At 72.9% G+C, this 13971-nt stretch carries 10 protein-coding genes; 4 read left to right on the forward strand and 6 right to left on the reverse strand.

Annotation, left to right across the window (positions count from 1 at the left end; genetic code table 11):
- Window positions 1-161: 161 nt before the first annotated feature.
- The 4 genes from ACFWGJ_RS32590 to ACFWGJ_RS32605 form a co-directional block, all read right to left on the reverse strand.
- A complete protein-coding gene (locus tag ACFWGJ_RS32590) occupies window positions 162-803 on the reverse strand; it encodes a hypothetical protein (RefSeq protein ID WP_387331871.1) in 642 nt (213 codons plus the stop codon).
- Between the two features lie 225 nt (window positions 804-1028).
- Entirely contained in the window at window positions 1029-2846 is a 1818-nt protein-coding gene (locus ACFWGJ_RS32595; RefSeq protein ID WP_387331855.1) for a glycoside hydrolase family 3 protein, read from the reverse strand.
- Between the two features lie 1077 nt (window positions 2847-3923).
- Window positions 3924-4724, reverse strand: a complete 801-nt coding sequence (locus tag ACFWGJ_RS32600) for a sugar phosphate isomerase/epimerase family protein (RefSeq protein ID WP_387331857.1) — start codon at window positions 4722-4724, stop codon at window positions 3924-3926.
- 171 nt (window positions 4725-4895) lie between these two features.
- Window positions 4896-5834 carry a GNAT family N-acetyltransferase gene (locus ACFWGJ_RS32605; protein WP_387331859.1) on the reverse strand — a complete coding sequence of 313 codons (939 nt, stop codon included), beginning with the start codon at window positions 5832-5834 and terminating at the stop codon, window positions 4896-4898.
- Between the two features lie 154 nt (window positions 5835-5988).
- Here ACFWGJ_RS32605 and ACFWGJ_RS32610 point away from each other — a divergent pair, with 154 nt between their 5' ends.
- The gene (locus ACFWGJ_RS32610) at window positions 5989-7509 is read left to right on the forward strand and encodes an oxidoreductase (protein ID WP_387331861.1); all 1521 of its coding nucleotides are present in this window, start codon (window positions 5989-5991) and stop codon (window positions 7507-7509) included.
- A gap of 867 nt (window positions 7510-8376) precedes the next feature.
- Here ACFWGJ_RS32610 and ACFWGJ_RS32615 read toward each other — a convergent pair.
- On the reverse strand, window positions 8377-9429 hold the full coding sequence (locus ACFWGJ_RS32615; protein ID WP_387331863.1) for a LacI family DNA-binding transcriptional regulator: 1053 nt from the start codon (window positions 9427-9429) through the stop codon (window positions 8377-8379).
- A 420-nt stretch (window positions 9430-9849) separates the two neighbouring features.
- Here ACFWGJ_RS32615 and ACFWGJ_RS32620 point away from each other — a divergent pair, with 420 nt between their 5' ends.
- The 3 genes from ACFWGJ_RS32620 to ACFWGJ_RS32630 all read left to right on the forward strand — a co-directional run bounded on the left by ACFWGJ_RS32620 (window position 9850) and on the right by ACFWGJ_RS32630 (window position 13042).
- The gene (locus ACFWGJ_RS32620) at window positions 9850-11001 is read left to right on the forward strand and encodes a Gfo/Idh/MocA family protein (RefSeq protein ID WP_387331865.1); all 1152 of its coding nucleotides are present in this window, start codon (window positions 9850-9852) and stop codon (window positions 10999-11001) included.
- Entirely contained in the window at window positions 10998-12176 is a 1179-nt protein-coding gene (locus ACFWGJ_RS32625; protein WP_387331867.1) for a dihydrodipicolinate synthase family protein, read from the forward strand. Before ACFWGJ_RS32620 ends, ACFWGJ_RS32625 begins: the two co-directional genes overlap by 4 nt.
- Window positions 12177-12244: 68 nt before the next feature.
- Window positions 12245-13042 carry a sugar phosphate isomerase/epimerase family protein gene (locus ACFWGJ_RS32630; RefSeq protein WP_387331873.1) on the forward strand — a complete coding sequence of 266 codons (798 nt, stop codon included), beginning with the start codon at window positions 12245-12247 and terminating at the stop codon, window positions 13040-13042.
- A gap of 73 nt (window positions 13043-13115) precedes the next feature.
- Here ACFWGJ_RS32630 and ACFWGJ_RS32635 read toward each other — a convergent pair whose 3' ends face one another.
- On the reverse strand, window positions 13116-13826 hold the full coding sequence (locus tag ACFWGJ_RS32635) for an AAA family ATPase (protein WP_387331869.1): 711 nt from the start codon (window positions 13824-13826) through the stop codon (window positions 13116-13118).
- Window positions 13827-13971 lie beyond the last annotated feature (145 nt).

Consider the following 13971-nt stretch of genomic DNA (forward strand, 5'->3'; position numbering starts at 1 on the left):
AACCCCCGCCCAAACAAACCACCCTACCCTCCACCTCACCTGGTCCCCCCCCCACCCCCCCCGCAACCACACCCCCGCGGCCCCCACCGCCCCCCGGCGGTACCTGTCGTGCCGCCGGTGCCGCGCCCGTCCGCGGAGCTCCCGGGCCACCGAGCCCCGGGCTACAACGGGCGGGCGCAGCCCACCGGCTGCGATCCGCCGAGTTGGACGTACAGCTCGGTGGACGCGGGGCAGTCGGACCGCCGCTGCACGGCCCCGGTCACCTTGTACTCGGGAGCCCTGCCGCCGCTCGGGCCACCGCTCGGGCCGGCGCACGCGGTCTCGCGGACCTCGCCCTCGCCCGCGGCGTAGACGCAGTCGCCGACGATCGTGCGGGGGCCTCCACCGCCGCCCGGGTCACCCGGGTGCGGGGGTTCCAGGTTGCGCATACAGGCGTACCCCCGCGGGACCGCGCCGTCGCCGTCCTCGTCGGCGGAGGGCCGCTGCTCGCTGATGTGCAGGACGAAGTCCGTGGTGGCGGGGCACGGCCGGCCCTCGGCCGCCCTGCCGTCGTGCCGCGCGATCACCCGCGCCGCCGCCCGCTCGCTGGTGCACGGCACCTCGGTGAACGACTCGCGCCCGAACGAACTGCACTCGTCGATCCCGAGGAACACCACCCCGTACCCCGAGGCCTGGGTCGGCACCGGAGCGGGAGTCGTCCGCCGCGCGTCACCGTCGCCGTCGGCCCCGGACGGCTGCTGGCAGCCCGCGAGAGCCGCCAGCACCAGCATCAGCAGCGCGCACGCCAGCGGCGCGCACAGCATGGCCGCCGTCGCGTCGGCGGACCTCGCACGGTGTGCGCCCGCGCCGCGTGCCTCGCGCATGGCACCTCCCCCCGATCACCCCAGCCCAGCGTGACCCGCCCCGGCGGGCCCCGCCAGGCGTACGGGACGCTTTGCGTCACTTGGGGACACGGACAGGGGCGCACGTCGTAGGCCCGGTACGCCACGCCGGGACGCGCGCCCCGAGGAGGGACCTGGGTGGGGACCTCAGTACGTCAGGCCGTGCCCCACGGGATACAGCACCACCGCCGGATCGTCCGCGCGCTGCACCGGCACCGGCAGTCTGCCGCGCGGACCGACCCGCCCGGCGAGCACCCGTACCGCGGCACGCAGCTCGACGTCCGTCCAGGAGTACGACGCCAGGTACGCCCTGACGTCCGGCAGTTGAGCCACGTCGTACGGGTTGCGGATGGCGAGCGCGACCACCGGGCGGCCCGTGGCGAGCAACTGGTTCACGAGCGTGCGCTGAGCGGAGGCCGCGGTGACGTTGTACGTGCCCACCAGGACCGCGTCCGCGTCCCCCGCCGCCGCGACGGCCTTCGCGATCGTCGCCGCCGAGGGTGCCGTGCCCGTGGACAGCACGGTCGGGGTGAAGCCCAGCTCGGTGAGGGCATTCGCCAGGACGGTCGTGGGCGGGCCCGTGGTGCCGGACGGCGACGCCGGATCGGCGCCCACGACGAGCACCTTCGTGTGCGTACGCCGCGACAGCGGCAGCAGCCCGCCGGAGTTGACGAGCAGCGTCGTCGTCCGCTCGGCGACACGGTCGGCGGCCTTGAGATGGGAGGGAATCCCGACCGTACGATCGACCCCCCGCCCCGTGACGTACGGATCCTTCAGCAGCCCCAGCTTCGCCTTCAGCCGCAGCACGCGCAGGATCGATTCGTCGAGGCGGGCCTCCGTCAGCTCGCCGCCGCGCACGGCCGCCAGGACCGCGTTCCAGGCGACGTCCAGCTTCGGCGGGTTGAGGAGCTGGTCGACACCGGCCTTCAGCGCGAGGACCGGCACCCGGTCGTCGCCGTACTTCGTGCGGACGCCCTCCATGCCGAGCGAGTCCGTCACCACGACCCCGTCGTAGCCGAGCCGCTCGCGCAGGATGCCGGTCAGGATCGGGCGGGAGAGGGTGGCCGGGTCGCCGGCCGGGTCGAGCGCCGGGACCATGATGTGCGCGGTCATGATCGAGTCGATACCGGCGGCGATCGCCGCCTTGAACGGCGGCGCGTCCAGCTCGGCCCACTGCGCCTCGGTGTGCTCGATGACCGGGAAGCCGTAGTGGCTGTCGGTCTCGGTGTCGCCGTGCCCCGGGAAGTGCTTGGAGGTGGCCGCGACCCCGGCGCCCTGATAGCCCTTCACCTGCGCGGCGACCAGGCCCGCCACGGCCTCGGGGTCGGCGCCGAAGGAACGCACGCCGATGACCGGGTTGGCCGGGTTCACGTTCACGTCGGCGACCGGGGCGTAGTCCTGGAGGATGCCCATCGCGCGCAGCTCGGCGCCGGCGATGCGCCCGGCGGTGCGGGCGTCCGTGCGCGAACGGCCCGCGCCCAGGGCCATCGCGCCGGGGAAGAGCGTCGCGGGCGTGCCCACCCGTGCCACTATCCCGTGCTCCTGGTCGGTGGAGATGAGCACGGGCAGGCCGCGGGGCTGCTCCAGCGAGGCCTTCTGGATGCCGTTGCTCAGGTCCGCGATCTGGTGCGGTGCGCGGGTGTTGTGCGCCCACCCGAAGTAGATGATCCCGCCGACCCGGTACTTCGCGATCAGCTCGGCGGCCGTCCGTACGCCGATCTCCGCGAGGTTGGCGTCGATGTCGGCCTGGTCGGGCGCGGTCGCCGAGTGCCCGTACACCCGCATCACGAAGAGCTGCCCGACCTTCTCTTCGAGCGTCATACGGGAGATGAGGGCCCGGAGCCGCTTGTCCTCGCGGTTCTTGTCCTCGTGCTTCGCGTTGCCGGCGAGTGCGGGGGCGGCGCCGGCGACGGCCGCGGCCGCACCGGCGGTGGCCGCGAGCAGCGTACGTCTGGAGGTGTGCACGTGCGCTCCTTCCGGAGAGGGCCCGGGGGCCCGTGGAGGGGCGAGCTGAACGAACGCCTGCGGGAGTCCTCTTCAAGGGTTCCCTCGGAGGATCCTTGAAGAAAACTGCCAAGGAGTCACGGATATCCGGGAAATTTCTGCCAGTCAAGAGCGCGGGCGGGGGTGGTGCGGCGGGGTGGCGGGGCGGGGTGGGGCCGGAAGTGGCGCCGGGAGTGGCGCCGGGGGGCAGCCGTGGAGTGACCGGGGGGCAGCCGCGGAGGGACCGGGGGAGGTGCTGAGGGAGGTGCCGTCACCGGCGCTGTTGGAGGGGGGCGCGCCGGTGACGGCGTGCTGCCGGCCGCAGGCGGCGGAGAGGGTGGTCAGCAATCGCAGCCAGCAGCGAGGCCGACACCGCACTGCGGAGACTCATCCGACAGCATGCGAATTGGACGAGGGCCGGTGGGGATGGGTTCCCCGGAATCCCCGAATTCCGGCAAGTCGGTACGAGGGCGGACGGGAGTGCGCTCCGGGGTGCGAGGGGCACGCTTGCGGGCGCCTCGGCCCTTGGCCGCCCGCGCCCGGGGCCCACCCGAGGGCGCCTTCCCCGCGGCCGGAGGGGCGGGCTGCGCAGTTCCCCGCGCCCCTTGGGGGTGGCGGGCCGGGGAGTTTCCCGCGCGCCTTAAAGATTGCGCAGTTCCCCGCGCCCCTGAGGGGGTGGCGGGTCGTGGAGATTCGTGCGCGCCTTAAAGATTGCGCAGTTCCCCGCGCCCCTGAGGGGGTGGCGGGTCGTGGAGATTCGTGCGCGCCTTAAAGATTGCGCCGTTCCCCGCGCCCCCAAAAGACTGCGCCGTTCCCCGCGCCCCTGGGGGTGGCGGAGCGCCGCTGTCGTCTTCGGTGCCGCGAACGGACGTCCCCTAGGGGCGCGGGGAACTGCGCGACCGGCCACAGCGGACCCGCAGCCGTCGACGGGCCCCTTCAGGGGCGCGGGGAACTGCGCGATCGGCCACGACGGGCCCGCACCTGACGACGGGCCTTTCAAGGGGCGCGGGGAACTGCGCAATCAGTTGGGGGGCGAGTCACAGCCGCGCTGCGCGCGGGCTACGCCGCGTCGTTCAGGAGCCGGCACAGATAGTCGTGCCCAGCCCCCAACACCCCCTCCAGCGGAGCAGCCCCCTCATACCACCGCTTCTCGTACTCCCAGCACAACCACCCGTCCCACCCCTCCCGGGACAGCAGATCCACACACTCCGTGAGCGGCAGCACCCCCGCGCCGAGCGCCAGCGGAGTCGTGTCGTCCGCGGACGCGATGTCCTTGACCTGCACATAGCCGAGGAACGGCGAAAGCGCCGCAAAGCTCGCCGAGGGCTGCTCCCCGCCCAGCCACGTGTGCATGACGTCCCAGAGCGCCCCCGCCTGCCGGTGCCCGACGGGCCCGAGGACGCGGATCGCGTCGGCGCCGGTGCGGTGCGAGTCGTGGGTCTCCAGCAGGATCCGTACACCGAGGTCGGCCGCGTACTCGGCCGCCGTGCCGAGCCGCCGCGCGGCCGTCGCGTCGGCCTCCTCGGGCGTCTGCTCGGAGCCGCCGCCGGGGAAGACCCGGACGAAGGGTGCGCCCAGATCCCGCGCCAGGCCGAGGAGTTCGCGGATCTCGGCGAGCACGGGTTCGTCGTCGCCGGGCGCGGCCACCCGCGCGTACCCGGCCAGGCCCAGGATCTCGACGCCCGCCGTCTTGAACTCGGCGGCCACGTCGGCCCGTGCGGTGAGGTCGAGACCGGTGTGCACGGGCTCCTCGGGATGCGTACGCAGCTCGACGCCGTGATAGCCGTGGGTGGCGGCGAGCCGTACCACGTCGCTGATCGGGAGTCCGGGTACACCGAGGGTGGAGAAGGCCAGTTTCACGAAATCGCACCTTCGCTGTCGATCGGGTCGGGCGAGTCAGGACTACGGGCGCGGGCACGTCCGCGGGCCGTTGTGGCCAGGAGGCCAGGAGCCTCGGATCCCCCGGATCCCCGGGGGTCCGCGCGCCACGAAACGGACCCTACCCGCGGTTCGCGTTCTCTCACTTCCGCGTCACTGCTGTGTTCCGAGCAGGTCCAGCCGCCAGTCCTGGCCGACGAGATCGGCGCCGAAGGAGCGGTGCGGCTTCTCGTCGACGAGCACGAAACCGTGCCGCTGGTAGATGCGGCGGGCGGAGGACAGCACGTCGTTCGTCCACAGGACCATCTCCCGGTAGCCGACCCCCCGGGCGAAGTCGACGCAGGCGCTCACCAGCCGGTCGCCGATGCCGAGGCCGCGCGCGTCCGGCTCGACGAGCAGCAGGCGCAGCCGGGCGGTCCCGGGTGCCTCGTCCCGTACGCACATCACGCTGCCCACCTGGCGGCCGTCCAGTTCCGCGATCCACACCCGCTCCAGGTGCGGGTCGTGGTCCTCCGCGAAGTCGGCGACGATCCGGGCGACGAGCCCTTCGTAGTCCGTGTTCCAGCCGTACTCGGCGGTGTAGAGCGCCGCGTTGCGCTGCACGATCCAGCCCAGGTCGCCCGGGCGGGGCTCGCGCAGCAGGACGTCCTCGCGGCGCGGGGGCCGGCGCCCGGCGTCGGAGAGGATCGCGCGGATGTCCCGCATCGCCTCGGCGAGCCGGGTCCGGTCGGCGGGCGGCACGCTCGACAGCAGCGAGCCGACCGATTCCCGGGAGCGCTCGTCCAGCAGGTCGGCGGTGCCCCGCCCGCGGGCGGTGAGCGTGACGTGGCGGCGCCGGGTGTCCTTCTCCGAAGGCGCCCGCTCGATCAGCCCGTCCTTCTCGAACTTCGCCAGCAGCCTGCTCAAGTACCCGGAGTCCAGGGACAGTTCGGTACGGAGATCGGCGGTGTCCGTACGGGGGGAGTGGGCGAGTTCGTACAGCACGCGGGACTCGGTGAGCGTGTACGGCGCGTGGAGCTGGCGGCTGTAGTCCAGTGCGCCGATGAGATTGGTGTAGAAGCGGTTGAAGGCGCGGATCTCTTGGACGGTCATGACACGTGGCACCTGTCTCACAGCGGCGAAGGGGAGTGTTTGCTGACTAGGTCAGAGTTTACTGCTGACTCAGTCAGAGGTTAAGCCTTCCTGTGGTGGTTTTCGACACGGCCTCCGCCGGTTTCCGGCATCACGGCCCGGATAGCCTTCCGAGGTGCTGCAGTACGACGATCTGACGCCGCCGGAACGTGCCGTCTGGGATGCCTTCCCCGAGGGCAGGCCCGTGGACCTGCGCAGCGGGGCCCCCGAGGAGGACGACGCCGTCGGCGGGCGGGCATGGGGCGCCGGGCGCACAGTCAGGGCCGAGGTGCTGGCCGCACTGCTGCTGGGAGCGAACTCCGCCCGGCCGGGAGCCGTCGCGGCCCTGAACCTCACCGGCGCGCGGATCGTCGGCCGCCTCGACCTCGCGGGCGGCGACATCGTCCACACGGTCCACCTCGCGGCGTGCAGGCTGGAGGAGACCGTGAACCTGCGCGGCAGCGCCACCCGCACGATCCGGCTGACGGACTGCCGGCTGCTGGGCGTCGAAGCGCAGATGGTCCGGATCGAAGGCCGCCTCGAACTGCGCGGAACGACCCTGAGCGGCGGCCGGCTCGCCCTCACCAACGCCCACATCTCCGGGGAACTGGACCTGAACGGGGCGACGCTGGAAGCCGACGGCAAGTGGGCCCTGTTCGCCGGCGGGCTCGTCATGGAGGGCGCGGTCTTCTGCAGCAAGGGCTTCACCGCCAGAGGGGGGCTGCGGCTGCTCGGGGCCCAGCTGTCCGGCGGCCTGTTCCTGGGCGGAGCACGGCTGGAGAACCCGGCGGGTGAGGCGCTGCTCGCCGACACCGCCACCGTGTCGACGCTGGAGCTGACCGACGGGTTCAGCACCACTGCTGTGGTCCGGCTGCGCGGCGCACACCTCACCAACCGGCTGTCGCTGCGGGGCGCCGCCCTCGGCGAGCCGGGCGCAGCCCTGGACCTCGCCCGCGTCCAGGTCGCCGAACTCGACCTCACGCCCGCGCTCGCCCCGCCCGGCGGCATCGACCTGCGCAGCGCACGCGTCGAGGTCCTGCGCGACAACGAGACCGGCCGAAGGGGGCGCGTGCGGCTGGAAGGCCTCGTCTACACCTCCCTGCACGCGGACGACGCGCCGCCCGCCGGACCCGCCGGACCGGGCGGGCCCGGCGAACGCGTCGGGGCGGCCCGCCGGGTCGCGTGGATACGCCGGTCGCCCGGCTACAGCCCGCAGCCCTACGAGCAACTCGCCGGCTGGTACCGGCTCATCGGGCACGACGACGACGCCCGGCTCGTCCTGCTGGAGAAGCAGCGGCACCGGCGCGGCACGCTCCACCCCGTCGCCCGGATCTGGGGCCGCGTCTTCGACGCCACCGTCGGCTACGGGTACCGCCCCTGGCGGGCGGGCGGCTGGCTGATCCTGCTGTCGCTGATCGGGACACTGGTCTTCAGCGCGCACACCCCCGTGGCGAACAAGGAGGGTGAGGGGCCGCCGTTCAGCGCCGTGGCCTACACGCTGGACCTGCTGATCCCGATCGGCGGCTTCGGCCAGCGCGGCGCGTGGCACTGGAGCGAACCCGCCGTCATGGGCCTGTCGTACGCCCTGATCGCAGCGGGCTGGCTGCTGACGACGGCGGTGGTGGCGGGCATCACCCGCTCCCTGAACAAAAACTGACCGCCACGCCGCAGAGGACCCCGCCCCCTGAGAGATCCCTCGGCCCGAGACCCACCGTGCGGGCCCGCGGCGGGGCGGGTACCTCGACCCGAAGCCCACCTGCGGGCCCGCGGCGGCTGGCCGCGCAGTTCCCCGCGCCCCTGGGGGGTGGGTGCCTCGGGCCGGAGTCCACCCTGCGGGTCCGTGGCGGCTGGCCGCGCAGTTCCCCGCGCCCCTGGGGGGTGGGTGCCTCGGGCCGGAGTTCAGCCTGCGGGTCCGTGGTGGCTGGCCGCGCAGTTCCTCGCGCCCCTGGGGGGTGGGTGCCTCGGGCCGGAGTTCAGCCTGCGGGTCCGTGGTGGCTGGCCGCGCAGTTCCTCGCGCCCCTGGGGGGGGGTGCCTTGGGCCGGAGTTCAGCCTGCGGGTCCGTGGTGGTTGGCCGCGCAGTTCCCCGCGCCCCTGGGGGGGGTGCCTTGGGCCGGAGTTCAGCCTGCGGGTCCGTGGTGGCTGGTTGCGCAGTTCCCCGCGCCCCTAGGGGGTGGGGGTGCGGTGGATTCGTCGGCTGCGGGTTCGTGGTGGTTGGCCGCGCAGTTCCTCGCGCCCCTGACGGGGCCCGGCACCGAACACACGCCAGGCTCGCCCCCCAGGGGCGCGAGGAACTGCGCGCTCAGCCCCACACGGCCCGCAGTCGACGAACCGGCCGCAGCCCCCCAGGGGCGCGGGGAACGGCGCAGTCTTTTAGGGGCGCGGGGAACTGCGCGCTCAGCCACGTGCGGCCCGCAGTCGACGAACCGGTCACAACCCCCACCCCCCAGGGGCGCGGGGAACTGCGCAACACGCCCCGCCTCCCGCACCCGAAAAGCGGCCCCCAGCCCCCCAACCCCCAACCCCCTACGCCCCCTTGGGAACCCCCGTAGACCCCCGCACCATCAACTCCCCCCGAATCGTCGCGATCCCCCCAGGCGGAACCCCCTCCCGCCCCATCGCGATCCGCCCCGCCCGAGCCCCCGCGTCCGCCAGCGGCAACCGCACCGTCGTCAGCGCGGGCACCGCGTCGATGCTGAACGGCAGGTCGTCGAAGCCGACCACGGACACGTCGTCCGGAATGCGCAGACCCGAGTCCCGCAACGCCGCGCACGCCCCCAGCGCCACCGTGTCGTTCGCGGCCACGACAGCCGTCAGCCCCGGTTCCCGCCGCAGGAGTTCGATCGTCGCCTCGTACCCCGCCCGCCGGTCGTACCGCCCGTGCACCGTCCGCGCCGGATCGTCCGCGATCCCGTGCGCGGCGAGCGCGTCCCGGTGTCCTTCCAGCCGGTGCCGCGTGGTCGTCCGTTCCTCCGGCCCCGCGATGTACCCCATGCGCCGGTGCCCGAGCCCGATCAGATGCTCGGTCAGTTCCCGCCCGCCGCCCCGGTTGTCGAAGGTGAGGGCCACCGCGTCGGTGTCGGCCGGCGCGGGCGGCCGGCCGCACAGCACCACCCGCGTCCCCGCTTCCCCGAGCTTGCGCAGCTTCGTCGCCACGGCCGTCGCGTGCGCGGTGTTCTCCACGGCGCCGCCGGTCAGTACGACGGCCGCCGCACGCTGCCGCTGCAGGAGGGTGAGGTAGGTGAGTTCGCGCTCGGGGGAGCCGCCGGTGTTGCACACGACGGCGAGCCGTTCCCCGCCCGCGCGTCCCCCTGGCCCGCCGATCTCGGACTGGATCGCTCCCGCCATGATTCCGAAGAACGGGTCGGCGATGTCGTTGACCAGGATCCCGACCAGGTCGGAGGTGGCGGCCGCGAGCGCGCTCGCGGGTCCGTTCAGTACGTAGTCCAGGTCGTCCACGGCCCGCAGCACCCGTTCGCGGGTCGAGGCCGCCACGGGGTAGTTCCCGTTCAGCACGCGCGACACCGTCGCGGGCGAGACCTGCGCGCGGGCCGCCACGTCCGCCAGGGTCACCGTCATCTCGAAGTCCTCCGGTCGCGCATCTCGTCATCGTCCTCAGAGCCGTACTACTCCAGTGCCGGCCCGCTGTCGCCGTCGTGGCCACCGCGATCGCAACCGCCGTCGCCGCCGCTTCCGCCCCGCCCGGCGCGAAGGCCGGCCCCGACGGCCCCGACGGCTCCGAAAGCCCCGGCGGCCCCGAGCCCCCTGGCCGGAAGTCACCCGAGGAGCGCGGTCGAGTGGTGCAGACCTTACGTCCGGCCGGGACGCCGTACGACCTTAAGGCCGCACGCCCCTCCCGTTCGCCCCCTCGAACAACTCGCCACCCCCGCGGTCTTGTCCGATCCGCTGCACAGAGGCTAGCTTCTTCTTACATAGAAAGCGCTTGCTGCGACGCTCGCCAGTTCGTACGCGGCGCGGGACGCGTACGAAGGGAATGACGTGACACGCAAGACGGTGCGCATCGCCATGAACGGCGTGACGGGACGCATGGGCTACCGCCAGCACCTCGTCCGCTCGATCCTCGCCCTGCGCGAGCAGGGCGGTCTCGATCTCGGCGACGGTGACGTGCTGTGGCCCGAACCGGTCCTCGTCGGCCGCCGCGAGCACGCCCTGAAGGCGCTCGCCGACCAGCACGGCATCGAGCACTGGTCCACCGACCTCGACGCGGTCCTCGCCGACCCGACCGTCGACATCTACTTCGACGCGCAGGTCACCTCGGCCCGCGAGGAGGCGCTCAAGAAGGCGATCGCGGCCGGCAAGCACCTCTACACGGAGAAGCCGACCGCGACGGGCCTCGACGGAGCCCTCGCGCTGGCACGTCTGGCGAACGAGGCCGGCATCAAGCACGGCGTCGTCCAGGACAAGCTCTTCCTGCCCGGACTGCTCAAGCTCAAGCGGCTCGTCGACGGCGGGTTCTTCGGGCGGATCCTGTCCATCCGCGGCGAGTTCGGCTACTGGGTCTTCGAGGGCGACTGGCAGTCCGCCCAGCGCCCCTCATGGAACTACCGGACCGAGGACGGCGGCGGCATCGTCGTCGACATGTTCCCGCACTGGGAGTACGTGCTGCACGAGCTGTTCGGCCGGGTGCAGTCGGTCCAGGCGCTCACCGCCACACACATCCCGCAGCGCTGGGACGAGCAGAACAAGCCCTACGACGCCACCGCCGACGACGCCGCGTACGGCATCTTCGAACTCGAAGGCGGTGCGATCGCCCAGATCAACTCCTCCTGGGCGGTGCGCGTCAACCGCGACGAACTCGTCGAGTTCCAGGTCGACGGCACCGAGGGCTCGGCCGTCGCCGGACTGCGCAACTGCCGTGTCCAGCACCGCTCGGCGACCCCCAAGCCGGTCTGGAACCCGGACATCCCCGCCACCGAGGTCTTCCGCGACCAGTGGCAGGAGGTGCCCGGCAACGCCGAGTTCGACAACGGCTTCAAGGCCCAGTGGGAGCTGTTCCTCCGCCACGTCTACGCCGACGCCCCCTATCACTGGGACCTGCTGGCCGGCGCCCGCGGCGTCCAGCTCGCCGAACTGGGCCTGAAGTCCTCCGCCGAGGGCCGCCGCTTCGACGTCCCGGAGATCTCCCTGTGACGAACGGAAGAATCCAGCTCCCGGGCGCCGACGGCAGCCTGCACACCTACACCCCCCGCGCCACCCCCCTCCAGGTCACAGCCGGCGCCCCTTTCGCCGCCCGTACGGTCTTCTCCGCGGCGCACGTGGTCGCCGACCCGTACGCCGACACCACCCCCGACTCGCCCGCCGCCGTCGACTGGGACGCCACCCTCGCCTTCCGCCGCCATCTGTGGTCCCACGGACTCGGTGTCGCCGAGGCGATGGACACCGCACAGCGGGGGATGGGCCTCGACTGGGCGGGCGCGGCCGAGCTGATCCGCCGCTCGTCGGCGGAGGCGAAGTCGGTCGGCGGCCTGATCGCCTGCGGCGTGGGCACCGACCAGCTGCCGGTCACCGAGATCGGGTACCCGTACGGCCTGGACGAGGTGCGGGCCGCGTACGAGGAGCAGCTGGCCCTCGTCGAGGAGTCCGGCTCACGGGCCATCCTGATGGCCTCCCGCGCGCTGGCCGCCGTCGCGAAGGGCCCCGAGGACTATCTGGAGGTCTACGGCCACCTGCTGCGCCAGGCCGCCGAACCGGTGGTCCTGCACTGGCTGGGCCCGATGTTCGACCCGGCCCTGGAGGGCTACTGGGGCAGCACCGACCTGGACGCCGCCACCAGCACCTTCCTCGAAGTCATCGCCGCGCACCCCGACAAGGTCGACGGCATCAAGGTCTCGCTCCTGGACGCCCGGCGCGAGGTCGACCTGCGCCGCAAGCTGCCCGACGGGGTGCGCTGCTACACCGGCGACGACTTCAACTACCCCGAGCTGATCGCGGGCGACGAGCGGGGCTTCAGCCACGCCCTGCTCGGCATCTTCGACCCGCTGGGCCCGCTGGCGGCCGAGGCGGTACGCGTCCTGGACACAGGTGACGTACCCGGCTTCCGCGCGCTCCTCGACCCCACCGTCGCACTCTCCCGCCACCTGTTCCAGGCCCCCACCCGCTTCTACAAGACGGGCGTGGTGTTCCTGGCCTGGCTCGCGGGCCACCAGTCCCACTTCACGATGGTCGGCGGCCTCCAGTCGGCCCGCTCGCTCCCGCACCTGTCCCGGGCGTACGAACTGGCCGACGGCCTGGGCCTGTTCCCCGACCCGGCACTGGCCGAGACCCGCATGAAGAACCTGCTCTCCCTGTACGGAGTGAACCAGTGACCGCGAGCCCGACCCCGACCCCGCGTACGAGCCCTGCCGGGCCTCTCTCCCGCTTCAGCATCAACCAGATGACGGTCAAGCAGCTGTCGATGCCGGAACTGGTCGACGCGTGCGGCGAGTCGGGCATCACGGGAGTGGGCCTGTGGCGGGCCCCGGTCCAGTCGTACGGCCTGGAGCGGACGGCCAAGCTGGTCCGCGAGGCCGGCCTGACCGTCACGACCCTGTGCCGCGGCGGCTTCCTCACGGCGATCGACCCGGCGGAGCGGGCGAAGGCGCTCGACGACAACCGCCTGGCGGTCGACGAGGCGGCCACCCTCGGCACGGACACGCTCGTCCTGGTCTCGGGCGGTCTCCCGGCGGGCTCCAAGGACCTCCACGGCGCCCGGGAACGCATCGCGGACGCTCTGGCCGAACTGGGCCCGTACGCCGAGGAGCGCGGGGTCCGTCTCGCGATCGAACCGCTCCACCCGATGTACGCCGCCGACCGCTGCGTGGTCTCCACGCTCACCCAGGCCCTCGACCTGGCGGAACGCTTCCCCGCGCACCAGGTCGGCGTGACGGTCGACACGTACCACATCTGGTGGGACGACCGGGCGCCCGAGCAGATCGCGCGGGCGGGCGCCGCCGGACGCATCCACACCTTCCAGCTCGCCGACTGGACGACCCCGCTGCCCGAGGGCGTCCTCAACGGCCGCGGGCAGCTCGGCGACGGCTCGATCGACATGCGCGAGTGGAAGGCGTACGTCGAGGCGGCGGGTTACACGGGCCCCATCGAGGTCGAGCTGTTCAACGACGGTCTGTGGGCCAGGGACGGCCGCGAGGTCCTGGCGGAGACGGCGGCCCGCTTCACGGAACACGCGGCCTGACGGACCTCGGCAGGCAACCGCACGGTGCCACCGGGCCCGCGCCGTCACCGCACGGCGCGGGCCCGATGCAGGTCTACGCGTCGAGGATGTGCCGCAGATAGGCGTGCGGGTCGGCGAGATAGCGCCGCCAGTGGTCCACCACGCCCAGCTCCCGCCAGGTGACCCTGCGCATGCCGTGGTCGCCGACCTCGACGATGTCCGCACCCGGCAGGGCGGTCAGCAGGGGGGAGTGCGTGGCACAGACGACCTGGCCGCCCTCCTTGGCCAACCGGTCGATGTGCCCGATCAGTTCGAGGCACGAGGAGAAGGAGAGCGCGGCCTCCGGCTCGTCGAGGACGTAGAGCCCGGTGTGCAGGAACTTCCCGCGGAACGCCGCGAGAAAGCCCTCGCCGTGACTGACCGAGTCCGGCGACAGCCCCTCCCTGTCCAGGGCGTCCAACGCGGTCTCGGCCCGCAGGAAGAATCCTTTGCGGGCCGCCCAGCTGGTGGCCATCCGGCGCCCGCGCGGGGCAGCGTCGAAGCGCATCCGCTCGCCGAGCGCCGACTTGCCCCGCGGGGAGGCGTAGCGCCAGTCGTGGGAGCCGCCGTAGGAGTCCAGCCCGAACCCCTCCGCCAGCGCCTCGACCAGCGTCGACTTCCCCGAGCCGTTCTCGCCGACGAGAAAGGTCACCGGCGCGGTGAACCGCAGCCCCTCCTCGATCAGCTGCCGGACGCAGGGCACGGACCAGGGCCAGACGTCCTCGTCGTACGAGGAGAGATGGGCATACGCGCGTTCGACGATCACCCGCCCAGTGTCGCCCAGAGCGGTCCGGCGCCCCCGCTCGGAAAAAGCTCAAAAAAATCTCAAGCAACCGTGCAACCCTCCCCCCACCTCGCGGGTCGTACCTGGCATCAGAACCTTTGGAGGGGGATCCGGGGGGATCGCGGGG

Source organism: Streptomyces sp. NPDC060205, from assembly GCF_042728395.1.
Taxonomy (GTDB): Bacteria; Actinomycetota; Actinomycetes; order Streptomycetales; family Streptomycetaceae; genus Streptomyces.

Coding starts and splice junctions, on each gene's coding strand:
- ACFWGJ_RS32590 (WP_387331871.1), bottom strand. CDS start 803: ATGCTGTGCGCGCCGCTGGCGTGCGCGCTGCTGATGCTGGTGCTGGCG.
- ACFWGJ_RS32615 (WP_387331863.1), bottom strand. CDS start 9,429: ATGACGGTGACCCTGGCGGACGTGGCGGCCCGCGCGCAGGTCTCGCCC.
- ACFWGJ_RS32605 (WP_387331859.1), bottom strand. CDS start 5,834: ATGACCGTCCAAGAGATCCGCGCCTTCAACCGCTTCTACACCAATCTC.
- ACFWGJ_RS32630 (WP_387331873.1), top strand. CDS start 12,245: ATGACGGTCAAGCAGCTGTCGATGCCGGAACTGGTCGACGCGTGCGGC.